This window comes from Pseudonocardia sp. P1, assembly GCF_000178675.2.
GTDB lineage: Bacteria > Actinomycetota > Actinomycetes > Mycobacteriales > Pseudonocardiaceae > Pseudonocardia.
Genome location: NZ_ADUJ02000001.1, coordinates 1,976,100 through 1,996,671 on the forward strand (window position 1 = coordinate 1,976,100; position 20,572 = coordinate 1,996,671).

A 20,572-nucleotide genomic window follows, 5' to 3' on the forward strand; every position below is an offset into this window, starting at 1 on the left:
TCACCCCGAAGGGACTGCGGCTGCGGGCCTGACCCGGGTCCGGGATTCAGTAGCGCCGGTTCACCAGCACCGGCACGGCGCGCCGCACCGGCCCGACCTCGGAGAGGTCGACGTCGGTGACCAGCAGCCCCGGTCCGGCGCCGAGCGAGTCGAGCGCCGTGCCGGTCGGCCCGGACACCAGGCTCGCCCCGATCCCGGTCGGCACTCCGGCGGGCACGTCGTGCCCCACCGACGCCGGATCGGCCTGGTCGCAGGCCGCCACGAACGCGGTGGAGTCCAGCGCCCGGGCACGGACCAGCAGGTCCCACTGCTCCTGCTTGCCCGGGCCGGCGCCCCACGAGGCCGGGACGACGACCAGCTCGGCCCCGGCGTCGCCGAGCTTCTGGAACAGGCCGGCGAACCGCAGGTCGTAGCAGGTCGCGAGCCCGACGGTGGCGCCGCCGACGGTGATCGTCACCGGGTCGGTCCCCGGCGCGACGGTGTCGGACTCGGCGAACCCGAAGGCGTCGAACAGGTGGATCTTGTCGTAGTGGGCCTCCACCCCGCCTCCGGTGGCGAGCAGGGTGTTGCGCACGCGGCCGTCGTCGGCGGGGGTGAACATCCCGGCGACGACCGTGACCCCGGCCCGCCCGGCGATCTCCCGGACCCGGGTCGCCCACGGTCCGTCGAGCGGCTCGGCGATCCCGCCGAGCGGCACACCGAAGCGGCACTGGGTGGCCTCGGGGAAGACGACGAGCTCGGCTCCCCGCCCGGCCGCGTCGGCGACGCCGTCGGCGATCAGGGCCAGGTTCTGCTCCGGTTCCGTCGTCGCGGCGATCTGGGCGAGCGCGATCCGCATCGGTCCTCCTACGCTGTGTGTCGGGCGGCGTCGTGCGAGCCCGTACCGACGTGTATACATTGTGTATGCCGCTGTCGAGGGAGTCCGGTCGCGAGCGCGCCCTGCTGTACCTGCGCGAGACGGTCCTCGCGGACCCGGGCGTCCAGGGCACCTTCCTCAACGAGGTCGAACTCGCGGGGCGGATCGGCGTGTCCCGGACCCCGGTCCGCGAGGCGCTGCTCCTGCTCGTCGCCGACGGGCTGGTCGAGATGCTGCCCGGACGCGGGGCCTACGTGCCGCCGATGACCGGACGGCAGGTCCGCGAGCTGATGGAGCTGCGGGGTCTCCTGGAGCGGCACGCCGCGGCCGGGACGATCGCGGCCGGGACCGTCCCGCTCGGGGCGATGCGCACCGTGCTCGAGGAGCAGCGCGCCCTGGCGAGCACCGGTGGCGACCCCGCGGCGTTCATCGACCTGGACATGACCTTCCACCAGGTACTCGTCGACGCCGCCGACAACGCCCTGCTCGCCCGCACCTACGCGAGCCTGCGGGTGCGCCAGCGGCGGGCCGGGGTGAGCGCGCTGTTCCGGTCGGCGGACCGCCAGCGCGCCGTCTGCAGCGAGCACGACGCGATCGTCGAGGCACTCGCCGCCGCCGACACCGACGCCGCGACGACCGCGATCACCGAGCACCTCCGGCTCACCGAGGGCGTGCTGCTGCAGGCCTGAGAGCACGTCAGGACGCCGCACCCGCGACGAGGTACGCCTCGTCCTCGGCGTGGTCGGGGTCGCGTCCCAGCCCGAGACCGACCAGCGTCAGCACGCAGGCGACGGCCAGGTAGCAGGCCACCGGGAGCCACCCGCCGAGCCCGCCGGAGAGCGCGGTGAAGGCGAGGGGCGCGATCGCCCCGCCGACGACGCCGGCGATCGTGTAGGCCAGCGAGCTGCCGGTGTAGCGCAGCCGCGGGGAGAACTGCTCGGTCACGAACGCCGCCTGCGGCCCGTACATGAACGAGTGCAGCGCCAGCCCGACGGTCACGCCCAGCACCAGCAGGCCGAACGACCCGCCGGCGATCATCGGGAAGAACACGAACGGCCAGACGATGCCGCCGGCTGCCGCGACGGCGTAGACGACGCGCCGGTTGACGCGGTCGCTCAGCGCACCGGCGAGCGGGATCGCCGGCAGCTGGAACGCCGAGCCGACGAGGATCGCGCCGAGCACCTCGGAGCGGGAGAACCCGGCCTGCCCGGTCGCCCAGGTCAGCACGAACACGGTGAACAGCGCGTAGGTGACGTCCGGTCCGATCCGGCTGAGGATGCCCGCCAGCAACGGCCGCCCCTCGGTCGTGAAGACCTCCTTGACCGGCGCGTCCGGCCGCTCGCCGGACGCCGCGATCGCCTTGAAGACCGGCGTGTCCTCGAGCTTCAGCCGGATCCAGAGACCGAACGCGACGAGCACCGCGGAGAGCAGGAACGCCAGCCGCCAGCCCCAGTCGAGGAACTGCTGTTCGCTCAGCAGCACGGTGAGCAGCGCGAGCACGCCGTTGGACAGCAGGTTGCCCGCCGGCGGCCCGATCTGCGCGGCCGACGCCCAGAACCCGCGCCGCCGCGGATCGCCGAACTCGCTGGAGAGCAGCACGGCGCCGCCCCACTCCCCACCGACGCCGACACCCTGCGCGAACCGCAGCAGCACCAGGATGATCGGCGCGGCGACGCCGATCGCGCCGTAGGTCGGGAGCAGGCCGATCAGGAAGGTCGCGGCGCCGATCAGCACCAGGGTCGCGACGAGGACCTGCTTGCGCCCGATGACGTCGCCGAGCCTGCCGAACACCACCCCACCCAGGGGGCGGGAGACGTACCCCACCGCGTAGGTGGAGAACGCGAGGAGGAGGCCGGTCAGCGGGTCGGCCGCCGGGAAGAACAGCACCGGGAAGACGAGCGCGGCCGCCGCGGAGTAGACGGCGAAGTCGTACCACTCCAGCGACGTGCCGGTGAGGCTGGCGACGAACGCCTTGCGCAGGTCGCGCCGGTCCACCGGCGGTGTCGACGCCTGTGACGACGAGGCGGGCGGTGAGCTCATCTCGGCCTCCGGGGTTGCGGGTCGAAGCGGTTGGACCGGCGTAATACTTGCTGTATACACAGTGTGTGCGCAAGTCTTCCGCGCATCGGTTACCGGACGGACACATGGAGGTCCCGTGCAGCTCGACCTGACCCTTCCCGACGGCAGCACCCGCTCGACCGACGTCGTGCGGGTGTTCAACGCCGGCTACGCCGGGCGCGCGCAGGAGGAGGTCGCGGCGCACGTCGCGGAGCTCGCCGAGCTCGGCGTCCCGGCGCCGTCGGCGGTCCCGGCGCTCTACCCGGTCTCGCCGTACCTGGCGTCGCAGACCGACCGGGTCCCCGCCCAGCACGACCGCACCTCCGGCGAGGCCGAGTGGGCCCTGGTCGTCGGTGACGACGTGGACGACCCGCTGCTCACCGTCGCCTGCGACCACACCGACCGGGCCCTCGAGGTGCACGGGGTGGCGTGGAGCAAGAACGCGAGCCCGGACGTCCTCGGTCGGCGCGCCTGGCGCCTCGCCGAGATCGCCGACCGCCTCGACGACATCCGGCTGCGTGCCTGGGTGCGGCACGGCGACGCCGAGCCCGAGCTCGTGCAGGACGCCACCCTCGCCGCGCTGCTGCCCCCGCAGTACTGGCTCGACGTGCTCCGCGAGCGCGGCTGGCTGGCCCCGGGCACCGTCGTGCTGTCCGGGACGATCCAGATGCGCGAGGGCGTCGACCAGTTCGCCGACGCCTGGCGGGTCGAGCTGCACGACCCCGCGACCGGGGACTCCATCGAGGCCGCCTACGAGATCGACCGGCTCCCGGAGCCGATCGGCTGACCACCGCGGGGACGACGCCCGACCGGCCCGGGGCCCGGGCGGCTGCGAGGATCACGGTCATGATCCGCCGACCGACCGCGCACGATCCGCGTGACCGTCGCACCGCCCTCGCCCTCGCCGGCCTGCTCGGCGCCGCCGCCGTGCTGCACGCCGCCCGGCCCGAGCCGTTCGACTCGATCGTCCCGAAGAGCCTGCCCGGCGAGCCCCGGACCTGGACGTACGTGTCCGGGGTCGCCGAGGGCGCGGTGGCGGCGGCGCTCGTCCACCCGCGGACCCGCCGCGCCGGCGGCTGGGCCGCGGCCGGACTGTTCACCGCCGTGTTCCCGGCCAACGTGTCGATGGCGCTGCGCTGGCGGCGCAAGCCGGCCACGTACCGGGCGATCGCCTGGGGACGACTGCCGCTGCAGGTGCCGCTCGTGCTGTGGGCCCTGCGGGTCGCCCGCTCCGGTCGTACCCGCTAGCGACCCCACCGACGTCGGGCGCCGATCGACGAAAGTCGCCCCCGCGGTCCACGATCTCGGGCAGCGCCGGACCCCCCGCACGGGATCTACTGGCCGCGGCCGGCGACCGCGCGGCCGTGCTCAGGGGGGCTCCATGACCACGTCCGTACCGGCCCGGGACGCTCCGTCCGTCTCCGTCCCGTCGTTCGCGCGCACACCGGTGGGGCTGATCGCCGCCGTCGTCGGGGTGTACCACCTCGTGCTCGGCGCGCTCGGGCGCGGGCTGTACTTCGACGAGTCGCTGATGCTCGCGATCGGGCGGCACCACCTGGACTGGGGCTCGGCCGACCAGCCGCCGCTCACACCCGCCCTCGCCGCGCTGGCCGACGCCGTCGCCCCCGGGGTGAACGGGGTGCTGCGGCTGGTGCCGTCGCTGGCGACCGCGGCGGCCGTCGTCGTCGCGGCACTGATCGCGCGGGAGCTGGGTGGCGACCGCCGCGCCCAGACCCTCACCGCACTCGCCCAGGCCACGGGCGTCTGGGTCACGATGACCGGGCACTTCGTCGCGCCGTACGTCCTGGAGCCGGTGCAGTGGCTGGTGATCGTGTGGCTCCTCGTGCGGTGGATGCGGCTCCGCGACGACCGGCTACTGCTCGTGCTGGGCCCGGTGCTGGGGCTCGCCGCGCTGACCAAGTTCCAGGTGATGCTGTTCGCGGTCGTGCTCGTCGTGGCGGTGCTCGTCGCCGGGCCGCGGGACCTGTTGCGCAGGCCGGCCTTCTGGGCCGCCGCCGTGATCGCGGCGCTGATCGCGACCCCGACGCTGGTGTGGCAGGCCCTCCGCGGATGGCCGCAGCTGGAGATGGGGGCGGTCGTCGCCGGCGAATCGGTCCTGTTCGGCGGGCCGGTCCCCAACGCCGTCCTGATGGTGCTGTTCGCCGGCGTGGCCGGGACCGTGCTGCTGGTGGCGGGCGTCCTGGGCACCGTCACCGACCCGCGGTTGCGCCCCTACCGGTTCCTGACCCTCGCCTTCCTACTGCTGTGGATCTTCTTCGCCGTCACCGTCGGACGCGCCTACTACCTGGACGGGATCCACGGCGCGATCGCGGCCGTGGGCGCGGTGTGGTTCCAGCACCGCCGGGAGGCGGGCCACCGGCGGCTGTCCTGGGCCGCCTGGCCGGGCGGGGTACTGGCGGTCCTGGTGGCGGCGACCACGTTCGGTCTGAGCACCGCCTTCACCGCGCCCGACATCCCGCAGCGGATCACCGACGCCGTCGCGGGCGTGTACGACGCGCTCCCACCCGAGCAGCGGGAGCGGACCGTCGTCTACGGGGAGTCCTACATCTACTCGTCCTACGTCGACACCTTCGGCTCGGAGTCCGGGCTGCCGCAGGCCTACGGCGGCAACCGCGCCTACGGCTACTTCGCCCCACCACCGGACGACCACGACTCGGTCGTCTTCCTCGGCAAGGACCCGTCCACGCTCGCGCCGACCGGCGTCGTCCTGCGGCAGGCGGCCGACCTCGGCGACGGGACCCGGGTGTGGGTCGGCGACGGGATGCGGCGGCCGTGGTCCGCGGTGTGGCCCGAGCTGCGCACGCTGCAGGTCAGCTGAGCGGCGCACGTCCTGCGGCGGGGGTAGCGTCGGCGCCGTGCCCGAGGGAGACACCGTCTACCTGGCCGCGGTGCGGCTGCACGCCGCGCTGGCCGGCCACGAGCTCCTCCGCGGGGAGCTGCGGCACCCGCGGCTGGTGGAGCACGACCTGGCAGGACTGACCGTCACCGGCGTCGCCCCGGTCGGGAAGCACCTGTTCACCCGGTTCGACGACGGCCGCAGCCTGCACAGCCACTTCCGGATGGACGGCGCGTGGCACCTGTACCGGCCCGGGATGCGCTGGCGGCGGGTCGCGCACGAGGCCCGTGCGGTGCTGGAGACCCGGGAGCGGGTCGCCGTCGGCTTCGCGCTGCACGACCTCGAGCTCCTGCCGACCGCCGACGAGCACACCCTCGTCGGGCACCTCGGCCCGGACCTGCTCGACCCGGACTGGGGCGCCGGCCACGAGGCCGAGGCGCTGCGCCGGATGTCCGCGCGCGGGGACCACGAGCTCGGTCTGGTGCTGCTGGAGCAGCGGGTGATGGCGGGGCTGGGCAACCTGTACCGCAACGACATCTGTTTCCGGCTCGGGCTGACACCCTGGGTGCTGGTGCGGGACGTCCCGGACCTGCCGGGCGTGATCGCGCTGTCGCGCACGCTGCTGTCGTCCAACAAGGACAGACCCGAGCAGACGACGACGGGGTCGCTCGCCGCGGGCGAGGCACACTGGGTCTTCGAGCGGTCGGGCCGGCCCTGCCGGCGCTGCGGGACCCGGATCCGGACCGCCGACCAGGGCGAGCCGCCCCGGGACCGGGTCACCTATTGGTGCCCACGCTGCCAGCGGGGTCCCGCGCCCGAGCCGGTGCGCCGCAGGACCGGCCCGCGCCGCGGCGCCCCCGGCCGTCCTCCCCCGGGCGCACGCACCCGCTGACCCGCCGCGCCCGGACGCGCAGACCGCACCCCGTCGCCGCCCGGCGCGCTCCCGACCTCGGCCGACGCACCCCGTGCCCGGCCGACACACCCCCCTGACCGGCCGACGCACCCCGTGCCCGGCCCGCGCGACCCCTGACCGGCCTACACACCCCCTGACCGGCCGAGGCACCCCACGCGACGGGTGCCACGACCGGCGACGGGGTGCGTCCGGGCGCGCACCCCCGCCCGCGCGGACGCCGGCGCGCCCCTCCCCAGCCGATGCACCCCTGGCCGGCTGACGCACCTCTGCCCCGCCGACGCACCGCCCGGCCCTCCGACGCACCCCACGCGACGGGTGCCACGACCGGCGACGGGGTGCGCCAGGGCCGCCGTCGCGCGGGCGGCGCGGCGGTGGGCGGCGCAGGATCACGGCCGGGGCCGGACGCGCGGACGCCGCGCCCCGGAGCGGGGCGCGGCGTCCGTGTGCGGTGGAGCGGCGGCTCAGGCGGTGCCGGGCTGCTGCTGGTTCTGCTGGGTGTTCTGCTGCGCCGGCGCGGGGTTCGACGGCAGCTGCTGGGTGCTCTGCTCGCCCTGCCCGACCTGAGGCGCCTGCTGCCCGCCGGCGATCGGGGTCCCGGACATCGAGGCCCGGATCTGGTCCAGCCGCGACGCACCGGCCATGTCGGTGGTCGACTGCTGGACCTCGAGCATCCGGCCCTGCACCGAGTTCTGCGCGAGCTCCGCCGAGCCGAGGGCGTTGGCGTACCGCTTCTCGATCTTGTCGCGGACCTCGTCGAGCGACGGGGCGTTGCGCGGCGCGGACAGCTCGCTCATCTGCTGGAGCGAGCTCGCGGCCTGCTCCTGCATCTTCGCCTGCTCGAGCTGGCTGAGCAGCTTGGTGCGCTCGGCGATCTTCTGCTGCAGGACCATCGAGTTGCGCTCGACGGCCTGCTTGGCCTGCTCGGCCGCACCGATCGACTGGTCGTGCAGCGTCTTGAGGTCCTCGACGCCCTGCTCCGCCGTCACCAGCTGGGTGGCGAACGTCTGGGCGGACTGCTCGTACTGCTGGGCCTTCTGCTCGTCGCCCTGGGCGCGGGCCTGGTCGGCGAGGACCAGAGCCTGCTTGGCCGACGACTGCAGCTTCTCGATCTCCCCGAGCTGACGGTTCAGCTTCATCTCCAGCTGCCGCTGGTTGCCGATGACCGCCGCCGCCTGCTGGGACAGCTGCTGGTGCTGCCGCTGGGCGTCCTCGATGGCCTGCTGGATCTGCACCTTCGGGTCCGCGTGCTCGTCGACCTTCGACGAGAACAGGGCCATCAGGTAGCTCCAGGCCTTGGTGAATCCGTTGGCCATCTCTCCGCCTACCTCCGCTGGGGCTCGCTCACGACCGTGCCCGCGTATCGGCGGGCGCACCGGGACGGGCCGACCCCGCGTTCCCCCCGCGGTCGGCGCCGGCACTCCGGCCCTCTCCATCCTGGCACCGCTGCCAGTACGCGCGCACCCTACCGTGACGAGCCGGGCGGGGATCCGAGCATCTCCGAAAGTCGATCAGGCGGCGGAGGCGACCGGGCCGCCGGCCGACGCGGGCGCCACCACCGGCGTGCCGGGACGGCCGGCCAGGCGCAGCTCGGCGTGCCGCTGGCCGATCGGGACCAGGACGTCGTCGCGGCGCAGCTCGCCGGCCATCTCCACGGCGACCGAGGTCAGCAGGTCCGGGACGGAGATGCCGAGTGCCTCGCAGATCGCGGCGAGCAGCTCGCTGGAGGGTTCCTTGCGGCCGCGCTCGACCTCGGACAGGTACCCGAGGCTGACCCGCGCGGCCCGCGAGATGTCGCGCAGCGTGCGCCGACGCTCGGTGCGCGCCTGGCGCAGGCCGCTGCCGATCGCTTCCCGCAGCAGCATGTGCCCTCCTCGACTCGTCCCACCGGGGTGGGGTGGCACCGTGCCCCGGTGTGAATCACCGTACCGACTCGCGGACCGGATCGGCGGGACCGATCGTGCGCGACCCTGTCCGCCCACGGCGAACACCTCAACGCCCGCGGGCGGCGGTTCAGTCCCCGCAGGTCAGGCGGGCTGGGCCCGAGCGGCCTTGACGACGTAGTCGACGCCGGTCACGACGGTCAGCACCAGCGCGACGGCCATGACCACCCACTGCACGACCAGCACCGCGGCCACGGCCCCCGGGAGCAGCAGCGGCAGCGGGAGCAGGAACAGCCCGATGGCGACGGTCTGGGCGACCGTCTTCGCCTTCCCGCCGCGGCTGGCCGGGATGACCCCGCGCCGGATCACCGCGAACCGCAGCACCGTGATGCCGAGCTCCCGGCCGAGGATCACGATCGTCACCCACCACGGGACGACGGCCAGCATCGACAACCCGATCAGCGCCGCCCCGGTGAGTGCCTTGTCGGCGATCGGGTCGGCGAGCGCCCCGAACCAGGTGACGAGGCCCCGGCTGCGGGCCAGCTGCCCGTCGAGCCGGTCGGTCAACGCCGCGACCACGAACACGGCGAACGCGATCAGCCGCCAGACGGTGTCCTCGCCGCCCCCGGTGAACAACGCCGCGACGAACACCGGGACGAGGACCAGCCGCAGGCAGGTCAGCGCGTTCGCGATGTTCAGCAGCGGCGCCTGCCCGCCGACCGGCACGGTGCCGCCGGCGGGCTGCGACGAGCTCATCCGGCCGCCACCGCGGGCACGGGGTCGTCGATCCCGGCGCGCGGCAGCAGCTCGCAGGCCTCCACGAGCAGGTCGACACCCTCGGTGTCGAGCACCCGGCAGCGGACGAGGTCCCCCGGGCGCAGCGACGACGGGTCCGGGCCGTCGTCGGCCGCAGCGACGACGTAGGACTCGCCGTCGGCGTCCGGGCCCTGGTGGGCGGCGCGGCCGGCGCAGTCGTCCTCGTCGTCGGCATCGGTCCGCTCGACCAGGACGACGACCTCGGTGCCGATCCGCTCCTCGGCCCGCTGCTCCATGAGCTCGTCGGCCAGCGCCGAGATCCGCGCGACGCGGGCCTGCACCTCGGCCGGGTCGACCTTGCCGTCGTAGCCCTCGGCCTCGGTGCCATCCTCGTCGGAGTACCCGAACACGCCGACGGCGTCGAGCCGGGCCCCGGTCAGGAACGCCTCGAGCTCGGCGAGGTCCTCCTCGGTCTCGCCGGGGAAACCGACGATCACGTTGGACCGGATCCCGGCCTCCGGCGCGAGCTCGCGGATCCGCGTGCACAGGTCCAGGAAGTCGGTGCGCGAGCCGAAGCGGCGCATCCGGCGCAGCACGGTCGCCGACGCGTGCTGGAACGACAGGTCGAAGTAGGGCGCGATCCCCGGCGTCGTCGCGATCGCGGCGAGCAGGTCCGGGCGCAGCTCGGCGGGCTGCAGGTACGACACGCGCACCCGCTCGACACCGGGGGTGGAGCCGAGGCGCGGCAGCAGGTCGACCAGCGCGCGGGTGCCGCCCGGCAGGTCCTTGCCGTACGACGTCGAGTTCTCGCTGACCAGCACCAGCTCCCGCACGCCCTGCGACGCCAGCCAGGCCGCCTCGCCGAGGACGTCGGCCGGCGGGCGGGACACGAAGCTGCCGCGGAAGGACGGGATCGCGCAGAACGCGCACCGGCGGTCGCAGCCCGAGGCGAGCTTCAGCGACGCGACCGGTCCGCCGGCGAGCCGGGTGCGGGCGATGCCCGCGAGGTCGGGAACCCAGTCGTGCCCCGGCACCGACACGTCGGCGGTGGCGGCGGGCCGCTCCACCGGCGAGATCGGCAGCAGGGTGCGGCGGTCCACCGGCACGTGCGGGGCGGGGGCGTGGCCGCCGAGGACGTCGCCGAGCCGCTCCGCGAGCTCCGGGTAGGCGTCGAAGCCGAGCACGGCGTCGGCCTCCGGCAGGTCGGCGGCCAGCTCGGCGCCGTACCGCTCGGCCAGGCAACCGACCGCGACGACCTTCGCACCGGCCGGGCGGGCCACGTCCGAGGCGGCCAGCACGGTGTCGATCGAGTCCTTCTTGGCCTGCTCGACGAAGCCGCAGGTGTTGACGAGGATGACGTCGGGCGAGCCGCCCTCGGCGTCGACCAGCTCCCAGCCGGAGCCGGTCAGGCGGCCGGCGAGCTCCTCGGAGTCGACCTCGTTCCGCGCGCAGCCCAGGGTCAGCAGGGCGGCGCGCCGGGGCGCGTTCTCGGGGGAAGCCACGGCCTCCAGGATAGACGGCGGTCCGGCCGGCCCACGCGGTGCGGTCTAGGCTCGGCGTCCGTGGCCGATCCCGACCCCGACGTGCACGTCCGCCGCGCCCGCACCCCCGACGTCCGCACGATCCGCGAGCTGGTGGACCAGTACGCCGGGAAGCTGCTGCTCGCGAAGGAGACGGTGACCCTCTACGAGGCCGTCCCCGAGTTCCTGGTCGCCGAGCTCGACGGCCGCGTCGTCGGTTGCGGTGCGCTGCACGTGCTCTGGGAGGACCTCGGTGAGATCCGGACGGTCGCGGTCTCCCCGTCGGTGCTGGGGCGCGGCGTCGGGCACCGGATCGTCGACGCGCTGATCGCCGGCGCCCGCGACCTCGGCCTGAAGCGGCTGTTCGTGCTGACCTTCGAGAAGCAGTTCTTCGCCCGTCACGGGTTCGCCGAGATCGACGGGACGCCCGTGTCGGCCGAGGTGTTCGCCGCGATGCTGCGCTCCTACGACACCGGCGTCGCCGAGTTCCTGGATCTCGCGCACGTCAAGCCGAACACACTGGGCAACGTCCGGATGTTGCTGACACTCTGACCCCATGGCCGGACACGGGGCCGCGCACGACGCCGTCGGGGCGTGGCGGTGGCGCACCTCCGCCGCGCTCCGCCCGCTGGTGCGCGAGATCTGGGCGTGGCGGTCGCCTGCCGGGCCGGCGGGCACCCACCAGGGGGTGTCGAGCGGGCACCTGACGGTGATCCTCTGCCTGGAGGGTGCGGTCGAACTGCTGCGCAAACCCGACCCGGGACGGGGAGCGGGACGCTTCGCGGCGTCCGCGGCCGGGCTGCACGCCGCCCCCGCCGTCATCGCGACCGGGGAGCTGCAGGCCGGCCTGCAGCTCGCCCTGACCTGGCGGGGCGCCCGGGCGCTGCTGGGGCTGCCCGCGTCCGAGCTGGCGTCCGACGTCGTCGACCTGGGGCTTCTGCTGCCGGACACCGGCACGCTGCTGGACCGGTTGCACGCCACGCCGTCGTGGGCGGGCCGGTGCGCCCTCCTCGACGCCGAGCTGTGCCGGATCGCCGCACGGCGGACGGGCCCGGCCGGTCCACCGCCGGAGATCGGGCGTGCCTGGGACCTGCTGGTCCGCTCCGGGGGCACGGTGCGGGTCGCCGACCTCGCCGACGACGTCGGCTGGTCGGCCCGGCACCTCGGCGAGCGGCTCCGCCGAGAGACCGGGCTCGGCACCAAGACGGCGGCGCGGGTGATCCGGTTCGAGCGGGCCTGCGCGCTGCTGCGCTCGCGTACCGCTCCTGCACTCGTCGACGTGGCCACGACCTGCGGCTACGTCGACCAGCAACACCTCGCCCGGGACTTCCGCGAGCTCGCCGGGACGACCGCGCGGGGCTGGCTGGCCGAGCGGCCCTGACCCGGGCCCGGCTCAGCCGGCGATCGCGCGGACCGCGGCGACAACCGCCCACACCAGGGCGGCGACGATCAGGACGACCAGCGACAGCACCAGCAGCACCGGTGCCAGGACCAGTACGACGCCGATGAGCACCTTCGCCGCGGTGCCGAGTGCGGCGAAACCACCCTTGATCGCGCCCCAGAGCACGTTGCGCCCCTCCGCGTAGGCGCGCCCGGCACCCACCGCCGCGCCGACGCCGGGACCGCCCTCGCTCGCGATCCGCTCCAGCCCGGCGGCCAGGTCGTCGACCTTCTCCAGGGCCGCCTGGGCGAGCCGGTCCACGACCGCGGCGAGCAGCCGCTCCCCCGCCACGCGCAGTGTCGTGGCCAGGTCCGGAGGCGGGCCCGTCCGCGGGACCGCCGTGCCGGTCGGGACGGAACGCAGCGCCGGGCGTCCGACCGCCGGCGCCGTCACCGGCGCACCCCGGGCCGGGTCCCGGTGGGGGCATCCCCCGTGCGGGTGTCGGTGGGCATCGCCGCCCCTTCCGCCGTACGTCGTCGTGGGCCGTGATCGAGCGTAGGTCGCCACGCCGCGCACCGGGGCCTCCGTCCGGCCGCACCGCATCGGCAATCGGGTGGAGCGAGGGTGCCGATCGTGCGGAGCCGGACGTACCGTCCGGCGACGAGCGCCCCCGGTGGGAGGAGTCCCGATGCGCGTCCGCGACCGAGCCACGCTCGACCTGGTGATCCTTTCCGCGGTGCAGGCCGAGCCGGGCGACGGCACGGCGATCGCCCGGCTGGTGCGCGACCGCACCGGCGGCGTCGTCGACCTCTCCCCCGGCACCCTGCACAGCACGCTGCACCGGATGCGCCGCAACCGGCTGGTGGCCAGGGCCCCGGGGTCGACCCGCTACCGCCTGACCGCGTCCGGCGCGCGGGTGCTGCGCGGACGCCGGCGCGAGTTCGAGCGCGGAGTGCGCGCGGTCCGGGCCGTGCTGCCCGCCGACGGGGACTGACCACCGGCCCCGCCGCCTCCCGCCTCCTGCACGACGGCGAGTGCCCCCACCACCCGGTGGCGCACCGGTCCACCTGGTCGACGACGACCCCGCCGGCCGGCTCGCGCGCATCCGGACCCACCCTCACCCCTCGACGCAACCGCACAGGTTTCGGGCGTTCGCACGGGTTATGCCCTGTGCGGGGGCCCCTGAGCCTGTGCGGCGGGGCCGGACCCTGTGCGGCTGCGGCGCCCCGGGGGCTGTCGCGGCGGGCGCGCGGATCGTGCGCAGACGGTGGAGCGCCGGGAACCGGCGCGGGGGCCGGGGCGATACTCGGCGCCGTGTTCCGACTCGCCCTGCACACCCCGGAGATCCCGCCCAACACCGGGAACGTCATCCGGCTGGCCGCGAACACCGGCGCCGAGCTGCACCTGATCCGGCCGCTCGGGTTCTCCCTCGACGAGCGGGCGGTACGCCGGGCCGGGCTCGACTACGGCGAGCTCGCCGACGTCGTCGTGCACGCGGGGACCGACGCCTTCGCCGCGTGGGTGGCGGACGCCGGGGCGCGGGTCTACGCGTTCACCACCGGCGCGCCGGTGCGCTACACCGACGTCGCCTACTCCCCCGGCGACGTGCTGCTGTTCGGCCGCGAGTCCACGGGGCTCCCGGCCGACGTCGCCGGGGCGGCGTGGGTGACCGGCCGGGTGGCGCTGCCGATGCGGCCGTCGAACCGGTCGCTGAACCTGGCCAACGCGGCCGCCGTCGCCGTCTACGAGGCGTGGCGGCAGACCGGGTTCCGGTAGCGCGCGAGGCGCTCGGCCGTCAGCCCTGCCGGACGGCCTGCACGTCGAGCTGGATCTCGATCGTCGAGCCGACGACCGGCAGTCCCTTCGCGATCGTCTGCTGCCAGTTGAGCGTGTAGTGCTCGCGGTGCAGCTGCCCGGTGGCGATCGCGCCGACCCGGTCGCCGTTCCACTCCGCGGAGCCGAGGAACGTGGTGTCCAGCGAGACGTCGCTGGTCAGGCCGTGCAGGGTGAGGTCGCCGTCGACGGTCCAGCGGTTCCCGCCGTGCGCGGCGAAGCGGACGCTGGAGAAGCGCAGCTCGGGGAACCGCTCGACGTCGAGGAAGTCGGCGGAACGCAGGTGGGTGTCGCGGGCGTCGGCGTTCGTGTCGACGCTCGCGGAGTCGATGACGACGTCCACCGAGGACTCCTCGAACGGCTCCGCGATCCGGATCCGGCCCTGGAACCGGTTGAACCGTCCGTACACCTTGGACAGTCCGATGTGGCGGGCGACGAACCGGACCGAGCTGTGGTCGGGGTCGATCACGAACAGGCCGGGCCGCGGGGGGCGCAGCGCCGGGTCCTCGCCGAGGACGATCGTGCCCATGTCGGCGTGCTGGCCCCAGGAGACCTCGACGACGTCGGTCACCTGCTGGTAGCCGCCCGCGTCGACCCGCACGCGGTACTGGCCGGGCATCAGCGACGCGGCGAACCGGCCGAACGGGTCGGTGTCGAGGTGCGCGACCCGGCGGTCACCCCCGTCGATCACGGAGATCTCGGTGCCGTGCAGCGCCCCGCCGCGGCCGTCGCGGACCTGGCCCGACAGCACGCCGCCGGTGAGGGGGATCGGGACCAGGGCGTGCCGGTCGGTGGTCCCCCGTGCCGGACGACGACGGTCCTTCTTCCTCCAGAACACCGGCCAGACCTCCTCCGCCCGGGCACCGGGCAGGACGACGTGCGGCCACCGGACAGTGACCCCGGCCGTCACTCTGGCACGTTCGTGACGGTCTCGTTAACCCGTCCAAGCCAAAGAGTGATCACGCTTGGTATTGGTCACACCACACCATCACTCGTCGTCGCCGCCACCGACCTCGCCGCCGTCGGCGGTGCCGCCGCCGCGGATCAGGTACAGGGCGTTCTCCAGCTCGTCCGGCTTCACCAGCACGTCGCGGGCCTTGGAACCCTCGGACGGCCCGACGATGTGCCGGGTCTCCAGCAGGTCCATCAGCCGGCCCGCCTTGGCGAAGCCGACGCGGAGCTTGCGCTGCAGCATCGACGTCGAGCCGAACTGCGACGTCACGATCAGCTCGGCGGCCTGCAGCAGGACGTCCAGGTCGTCGCCGATGTCGGCGTCGATCTCCTTCGCCTCGCCCGCCTTGGCCGCGGTGACACCCTCGGTGTAGCTGGGCTCGGCCTGCTCCTTGGTGAACCCGACGACCTTGGCGATCTCGTCGTCGTCGACGAAGGCGCCCTGCATGCGGACCGGCTTCCCGGCGCCCATCGGCAGGTAGAGCGCGTCGCCCATGCCGATCAGCTTCTCCGCGCCCGGCTGGTCGAGGATGACCCGGGAGTCGGTCAGCGACGACGTCGCGAACGCCAGTCTGGACGGGACGTTCGTCTTGATCAGGCCGGTGACGACGTCGACCGACGGCCGCTGGGTCGCCAGGATCAGGTGGATCCCGGCCGCACGGGCCTTCTGGGTGATCCGGACGATCGCGTCCTCGACGTCGCGCGGGGCGGTCATCATGAGGTCGGCGAGCTCGTCGACGATGCACATGATGTACGGGTACGGCCGGTACACCCGCTCCGAGCCGGGCGGCGCGGTGATCTCGCCGGAGCGGACCTTGCGGTTGAAGTCGTCGATGTGCCGGACCCGGTTGGCCTGCATGTCCTGGTAGCGCTGCTCCATCTCCTCCACCAGCCAGGCCAGCGCGGCGGCGGCCTTCTTCGGCTGGGTGATGATGGGCGTGATCAGGTGCGGGATGCCCTCGTACGGGGTCAGCTCGACCATCTTCGGGTCGATGAGGATCATCCGGACCTCGTCCGGGGTGGCCCGGGTCAGCAGCGACACCAGCATCGAGTTGACGAAGCTCGACTTGCCGGAGCCGGTGGAGCCAGCGACCAGCAGGTGCGGCATCTTCGCCAGGTTCGCGACGAGGTAGTGGCCCTCGATGTCCTTGCCCAGCCCGATGCCCATCGGGTGCTGCTCGTTGCGCGCGGAGTTCGAGCGCAGGACGTCGCCGAGCCGCACCATCTCGCGGTCGGTGTTCGGCACCTCGATGCCCACGGCGGACTTGCCGGGGATCGGGGCGAGCAGCCGGACGTTGTCGTTCGCGACCGCGTAGGCGAGGTTCCGCTGCAGCTGGGTGATCTTCTCGACCTTCACCGCGGGGCCGAGCTCGATCTCGTAGCGGGTGACCGTCGGGCCGCGGGTGAAGCCGGTGACCTGGGCGTCGATGTTGAACTGGTCCAGCACGCCGGTGATCGCCTCGATCATGGCGTCGTTGGCGGAGCTGCGGGTCTTCGGCGGCGGCCCGGCCTCCAGGGCGTCCGGCGGGGGCAGGACGTACTCGGACTCGCCGACCGGCTCCCGGATCGCCATCGAGAGCTGCTCACCCTCGGTGGGCGGCGAGTCCTCCGCCGGCGGGGTCTCGACGACCGGCTTGCGCGGAGCCTTCTTCGCCGCCGCGGCGGCGGGGACCTCCGGGGGCGCACCGGGAACCTCGGCGTCGACCGGCGTGGGGGCGTGCTCGCCCTCCTCGACCCGGTAGGCGTCGGCCTCCGACGCCTGCTGACGGCGGCGCGACGGGCGCCGGCGCTTCGGCGCCTCCTCACCGTTCTCGGCGGCCTCCTTCTCGGCGACGGCGTCGGCGACCGTGCGCGGCGCGCCGTCCTCGCCGGTCTCCTCGTCCTCGGGCGGGAGCTGCCCGGTGAGCCTGCGGAACCGGTCCGGCAGCTCCCGGACCGGGATGCCGGTCACCAGCAGCACCGAGTACAGCGTGAGCAGGACGAGCACCGGCACGGCCGTCCACAGCGTGAGACCCGCCTCGAGCGGGGTGCCCGCGACGTAGCCGACGGCGCCGCCGGCACCGCGCCACGCGTCGGGCTCGGACGGGCCGCCCCGGGCGAGGTGGACCAGGCCGAGTACACCCAGCGCGAGCAGCAGCGACCCCGCCACGATCCGCGGCCGCGCCTCCGGGTGCGCCGGTGTCGTCACCAGGACGACGCCGATGCCCAGCAGGATCACCGGCAGCAGCACCCCGGTCACGCCCATCACGGCCTGGACGACGAACGTGAACCAGTAGCCGACCGAGCCGCCCGCCTGCCACCACAGTCCGGCCGCGGCGATCACCGCGAGCACGAGCATGCCGAAGCCGAGCCCGTCACGGCGGTGCGCGGGATCGATGTCCCGGGTCCGGCCGACGGCGCGGCCCGACGCCCGGAACGTCCGCGCGACACCCCGCCCGACCGCGTCGATCCCGCGGTCGATCAGGTCGGGTCCCTGGCGCTTCGGCGGCGTCCGGCGCGTGGTGGACCGCTTGCGGGACGCCGACGCGCGCGAGCCGGACCGCCCCGAGCCGCGACCCGCGGCCGCTCTCGTGGTGGTCCTGCCCGTGCTCGTACGTCCTGCCATGTCACACACGGTAGCCCGCGGTGAAGATCGAACCGTGGACCGACGCGGGGGCCTGCGGCTCGTGAGTGGTTATCGCGGTCATAGCCGCGATAACCACTCACGGGCGGCGCAGCCGCCTACACGGCGATGACAGTGGGCACGATCATCGGCCGGCGACGGTAGGTGTCCGACACCCAGCGCCCGACGACCCGCCGGACGCCCTGGGCGATCCGGTGCGGGTCGCTCACACCCTCGTTCTCCAGGCGGGACAGCTCGTTCTCGACGAGCGCCTGCGCGGCGTCGAGGGCCTTGGGGTCGTCGGAGAACCCGCGGCCGGACAGCGTCGGACGGGACAGCGCCCGTCCCGTCTTGTGGTCGATCGCGACGGTGATCTGGATGAACCCGCCCTCGCCGAGCGCGATCCGGTCGCCGAGGGTGTTCTCCCCGACGTCGCCGACGGCCAGGCCGTCGACGTAGACCTGGCCGACCTCGACCCGCCCGGTGATGCCGGCCTTGCTGTCGACGAGATCGACGACGACGCCGTTCTCGGCGATCACGACCGAGTCCTCCGGCACCCCGGTCTTGCGGGCAAGTTCGGCGTTGGCGCGCAGGTGGCGCCACTCGCCGTGCACCGGCATGACGTTCGACGGCCGTACCGCGTTGTAGAGGAACAGCAGCTCGCCGGCCGGGGCGTGCCCGGAGACGTGCACCTTGGCGTTGCCCTGGTGCACGACGGTCGCGCCCAGCCGGGTCAGGCCGTTGATCACTGCGAAGACCGCGGTCTCGTTGCCCGGGATCAGCGAGCTGGCCAGGATGATCGTGTCGTCCGGGCGGATCGTGATGCTGCGGTGGTCGCCGCGGGCCATCCGGGACAGCGCCGCGAGCGGCTCGCCCTGGGACCCGGTGGAGACGAGCACCAGCTGGTCGTCGGGCAGGCGCATCGCCTCGTCGATGTCGACGAGGAGCCCGTCCGGGATGTTGAGCAGCGAGTGGTCGTCGGCCAGGCCCATGTTGCGGACCATCGACCGGCCGGTCAGGCAGACCTTGCGGCCGTGCGCGTGCGCGGCGTCGAGGACCTGCTGGACGCGGTGCACGTGGCTGGCGAAGCAGGCCAGGATGATCCGCGACGGGGCCCGCCGCACCAGGTCGGCGATGACCGGCCCGATGTCGGACTCCGGGGTGACGAAGCCGGGGACCTCGGCGTTCGTGGAGTCGACCAGGAACAGGTCGACGCCCTCCTCGCCCAGCCGGGAGAACCCGGCGAGGTCGGTGAGCCGCCCGTCGAGCGGGAGCTGGTCGAGCTTGATGTCACCGGTGTGCAGCACCAGGCCGGCCGGGGTGCGGATCGCGACCGCGACCGCGTCCGGGATGGAGTGGTTGACCGCGAAGTACTCGCAGTCCCAGCCGCCGTGGGAGACCCGGTCGCCCTCGGAGACCTCCTGCAGGTGCGGGGTGAGCCGGTGCTCCTTGCACTTGGCCGCGACCAGGGCGAGCGTGAACCGCGAGCCGACGACGGGGATGTCCGGCCGCATCCGCAGCAGCCACGGCACGGCACCGATGTGGTCCTCGTGGCCGTGGGTGAGGACGAGCGCGTCGATGTCGTCGAGCCGGTCCTCGATGGCGCGGAAGTCGGGCAGGATCAGGTCGACGCCGGGCGAGTCGTCGGACGGGAACAGCACGCCGCAGTCGACGACGAGCAGTCGGCCCTCGTACTCGAAGACCGTCATGTTCCGGCCGACCTCGCCGATGCCGCCGAGCGCGAAGGTGCGCAGGCCGCCCTTCGCGAGCGCGGGCGGGCGTCCCTCCGGCAGCTCGGGACGGTCGATCTTCTCCGGCGGGGCGCTCAGGGACCGCCCGGGTCGGTTCCGGCGGTCGTTGCGCTGGGGACTCACTGGGGTTCGTGCCTCACAAGGTTCGTCACTGATGGATGGTGGGGCGGATCAGGTACGCGGGTACGCGATCTCGGCCCCGAGGTCGGTGGCGGTGCGTCCGCCGAGCGCGCCGTGCCCGGACTGGTAGAGCGGGACACCGGGCCGGGACAGCGGGTCCAGCGCGACACCCGCGACGGCGAGGTCCCCGGCGATCGCGGCGACCTGCTCCTCGGTGGCGGGCGGCAGCGGCAGCCGGGTCTCGCCGACGTCGATGCCGCGCAGCCGCAGCGCCGTCTTCGCGAAGACGGCGCCGCCGACGCGGCCCATCGCCCGGATCACCGGGAGCATCGCGTAGTGCAGCGCGCGGGCCCGCTGGTGCTCGCCCGCGTGGTAGGCGTCGATCATCGCACGCAGCCGGTCGGCGACGACGTGGCCGATCACGGACACGAAGCCGACGGCACCGACCGACAGCCACGGCAGGTTCACCGGGTCGTCGCCGGAGTAGTAGGCCAGCGTCGTGGTCGCGAGGACCTCGGTGCCGACCCGCAGGTCGTTGCGGGCGTCCTTCACCGCGACGATCCGCGGGTGCTGGGCGAGCCGCTGGAACGTCTCGACGTCGATCCCGATCACGCTGCGCGGCGGGATGTCGTAGAGCATCACCGGCAGGTCGGTGGCGTCGGCGACCGCGGTGAAGTGCGCGATCAATCCCTCCTGCGGCGGCCGCGAGTAGTACGGCGTCACGGTCAGCAGACCGTGCGCGCCGGCCTGCTCCGCGCTGCGCGCGAGCTCGATCGAGTGCGCGGTGTCGTAGGTCCCGGCGCCGCTGATGATCGTCGCCCGGTCACCGACGGCCGCGACGACCGCGCGGATCAGCTCGCGCTTCTCGGCGTCCGAGGTGGTGGGGCCCTCACCGGTGGTCCCGTTGACGACCAGACCGTCGTTGCCCAGGTCCACCAGATGGGCGGCGAGCTCCTCCGCCTTGCCCAGGTCGAGCTCCCCGTCGGGATCGAACGGGGTCACCATCGCGGTGAGGACCTCGCCGAACGGACGACGTGGCGGGTGCTGCCCCGCCGGGGCGGTCTGGGAGCCGGAGTCCATGGGGGTCGACGGTA

20 protein-coding genes are annotated in these 20,572 nt (G+C 74.1%); 9 read left to right on the forward strand and 11 right to left on the reverse strand.

Annotated elements, in window-relative coordinates:
• Positions 1 to 46: 46 nt before the first annotated feature.
• Entirely contained in the window at positions 47 to 838 is a 792-nt protein-coding gene (locus PP1_RS08630) for a carbon-nitrogen hydrolase family protein (RefSeq protein ID WP_010241945.1), read from the reverse strand.
• A gap of 65 nt (positions 839 to 903) precedes the next feature.
• Here PP1_RS08630 and PP1_RS08635 point away from each other — a divergent pair, with 65 nt between their 5' ends.
• On the forward strand, positions 904 to 1,545 hold the full coding sequence (locus PP1_RS08635) for a GntR family transcriptional regulator (RefSeq protein WP_010241944.1): 642 nt from the start codon (positions 904 to 906) through the stop codon (positions 1,543 to 1,545).
• Between the two features lie 7 nt (positions 1,546 to 1,552).
• Here the strand turns inward: PP1_RS08635 and PP1_RS08640 are convergent, their stop codons facing one another.
• Positions 1,553 to 2,896, reverse strand: coding sequence for an MFS transporter (locus PP1_RS08640; RefSeq protein ID WP_029240014.1), 1,344 nt, complete (start codon positions 2,894 to 2,896; stop codon positions 1,553 to 1,555).
• 115 nt (positions 2,897 to 3,011) lie between these two features.
• On the opposite strand from PP1_RS08640, the gene PP1_RS08645 reads away from it, so the two are divergent.
• From PP1_RS08645 to PP1_RS08660, 4 genes are all read left to right on the forward strand, one after another.
• Complete coding sequence (locus PP1_RS08645) at positions 3,012 to 3,701, forward strand: DUF2848 domain-containing protein (RefSeq protein WP_010241941.1); 690 nt, start codon at positions 3,012 to 3,014, stop codon at positions 3,699 to 3,701.
• Between the two features lie 59 nt (positions 3,702 to 3,760).
• Positions 3,761 to 4,162 carry a DoxX family protein gene (locus tag PP1_RS08650; protein ID WP_010241940.1) on the forward strand — a complete coding sequence of 134 codons (402 nt, stop codon included), beginning with the start codon at positions 3,761 to 3,763 and terminating at the stop codon, positions 4,160 to 4,162.
• A 133-nt stretch (positions 4,163 to 4,295) separates the two neighbouring features.
• Positions 4,296 to 5,753, forward strand: coding sequence for a glycosyltransferase family 39 protein (locus tag PP1_RS08655; protein WP_010241938.1), 1,458 nt, complete (start codon positions 4,296 to 4,298; stop codon positions 5,751 to 5,753).
• 37 nt (positions 5,754 to 5,790) lie between these two features.
• Positions 5,791 to 6,663 (forward strand): DNA-formamidopyrimidine glycosylase family protein, encoded by an 873-nt coding sequence (locus tag PP1_RS08660; RefSeq protein WP_060573236.1) that lies wholly within the window; start codon positions 5,791 to 5,793, stop codon positions 6,661 to 6,663.
• A 482-nt stretch (positions 6,664 to 7,145) separates the two neighbouring features.
• Here PP1_RS08660 and PP1_RS08665 read toward each other — a convergent pair whose 3' ends face one another.
• From PP1_RS08665 to rimO, 4 genes are all read right to left on the reverse strand, one after another.
• Complete coding sequence (locus PP1_RS08665; protein WP_060573238.1) at positions 7,146 to 7,997, reverse strand: PspA/IM30 family protein; 852 nt, start codon at positions 7,995 to 7,997, stop codon at positions 7,146 to 7,148.
• A gap of 195 nt (positions 7,998 to 8,192) precedes the next feature.
• Entirely contained in the window at positions 8,193 to 8,546 is a 354-nt protein-coding gene (locus tag PP1_RS08670) for a helix-turn-helix domain-containing protein (protein ID WP_010241489.1), read from the reverse strand.
• 162 nt (positions 8,547 to 8,708) lie between these two features.
• On the reverse strand, positions 8,709 to 9,320 hold the full coding sequence (gene pgsA, locus PP1_RS08675; protein WP_010241490.1) for a CDP-diacylglycerol--glycerol-3-phosphate 3-phosphatidyltransferase: 612 nt from the start codon (positions 9,318 to 9,320) through the stop codon (positions 8,709 to 8,711).
• The gene (rimO, locus tag PP1_RS08680) at positions 9,317 to 10,822 is read right to left on the reverse strand and encodes a 30S ribosomal protein S12 methylthiotransferase RimO (protein ID WP_010241492.1); all 1,506 of its coding nucleotides are present in this window, start codon (positions 10,820 to 10,822) and stop codon (positions 9,317 to 9,319) included. The genes pgsA and rimO overlap by 4 nt, the downstream gene beginning before the upstream one ends.
• Before the next feature lie 60 nt (positions 10,823 to 10,882).
• On the opposite strand from rimO, the gene PP1_RS08685 reads away from it, so the two are divergent.
• Together PP1_RS08685 and PP1_RS08690 are read left to right on the forward strand one after the other, a co-directional pair.
• Positions 10,883 to 11,392: an amino-acid N-acetyltransferase gene (locus tag PP1_RS08685; RefSeq protein ID WP_010241495.1), complete on the forward strand. Its 510-nt coding sequence runs from the start codon at positions 10,883 to 10,885 to the stop codon at positions 11,390 to 11,392.
• A gap of 4 nt (positions 11,393 to 11,396) precedes the next feature.
• Positions 11,397 to 12,221: a helix-turn-helix transcriptional regulator gene (locus PP1_RS08690; protein ID WP_010241497.1), complete on the forward strand. Its 825-nt coding sequence runs from the start codon at positions 11,397 to 11,399 to the stop codon at positions 12,219 to 12,221.
• 12 nt (positions 12,222 to 12,233) lie between these two features.
• Here PP1_RS08690 and PP1_RS08695 read toward each other — a convergent pair whose 3' ends face one another.
• Positions 12,234 to 12,674: a hypothetical protein gene (locus tag PP1_RS08695; RefSeq protein ID WP_010241498.1), complete on the reverse strand. Its 441-nt coding sequence runs from the start codon at positions 12,672 to 12,674 to the stop codon at positions 12,234 to 12,236.
• Between the two features lie 235 nt (positions 12,675 to 12,909).
• Between PP1_RS08695 and PP1_RS08700 the strand changes: the two genes are divergently transcribed.
• A complete protein-coding gene (locus PP1_RS08700; protein ID WP_010241499.1) occupies positions 12,910 to 13,215 on the forward strand; it encodes a PadR family transcriptional regulator in 306 nt (101 codons plus the stop codon).
• A 320-nt stretch (positions 13,216 to 13,535) separates the two neighbouring features.
• Positions 13,536 to 13,997, forward strand: a complete 462-nt coding sequence (locus PP1_RS08705) for a tRNA (cytidine(34)-2'-O)-methyltransferase (RefSeq protein WP_010241500.1) — start codon at positions 13,536 to 13,538, stop codon at positions 13,995 to 13,997.
• 19 nt (positions 13,998 to 14,016) lie between these two features.
• On the opposite strand, the gene PP1_RS08710 is transcribed toward PP1_RS08705, so the two are convergent.
• The 4 genes from PP1_RS08710 to dapA all read right to left on the reverse strand — a co-directional run bounded on the left by PP1_RS08710 (position 14,017) and on the right by dapA (position 20,558).
• A complete protein-coding gene (locus PP1_RS08710; protein ID WP_010241501.1) occupies positions 14,017 to 14,964 on the reverse strand; it encodes a YceI family protein in 948 nt (315 codons plus the stop codon).
• A 78-nt stretch (positions 14,965 to 15,042) separates the two neighbouring features.
• Positions 15,043 to 17,610: an FtsK/SpoIIIE family DNA translocase gene (locus tag PP1_RS08715; protein WP_010241502.1), complete on the reverse strand. Its 2,568-nt coding sequence runs from the start codon at positions 17,608 to 17,610 to the stop codon at positions 15,043 to 15,045.
• A 116-nt stretch (positions 17,611 to 17,726) separates the two neighbouring features.
• A complete protein-coding gene (locus tag PP1_RS08720; RefSeq protein ID WP_443217606.1) occupies positions 17,727 to 19,436 on the reverse strand; it encodes a ribonuclease J in 1,710 nt (569 codons plus the stop codon).
• Between the two features lie 93 nt (positions 19,437 to 19,529).
• Positions 19,530 to 20,558, reverse strand: coding sequence for a 4-hydroxy-tetrahydrodipicolinate synthase (gene dapA, locus PP1_RS08725; RefSeq protein ID WP_010241505.1), 1,029 nt, complete (start codon positions 20,556 to 20,558; stop codon positions 19,530 to 19,532).
• Between the last annotated feature and the right edge of the window lie 14 nt (positions 20,559 to 20,572).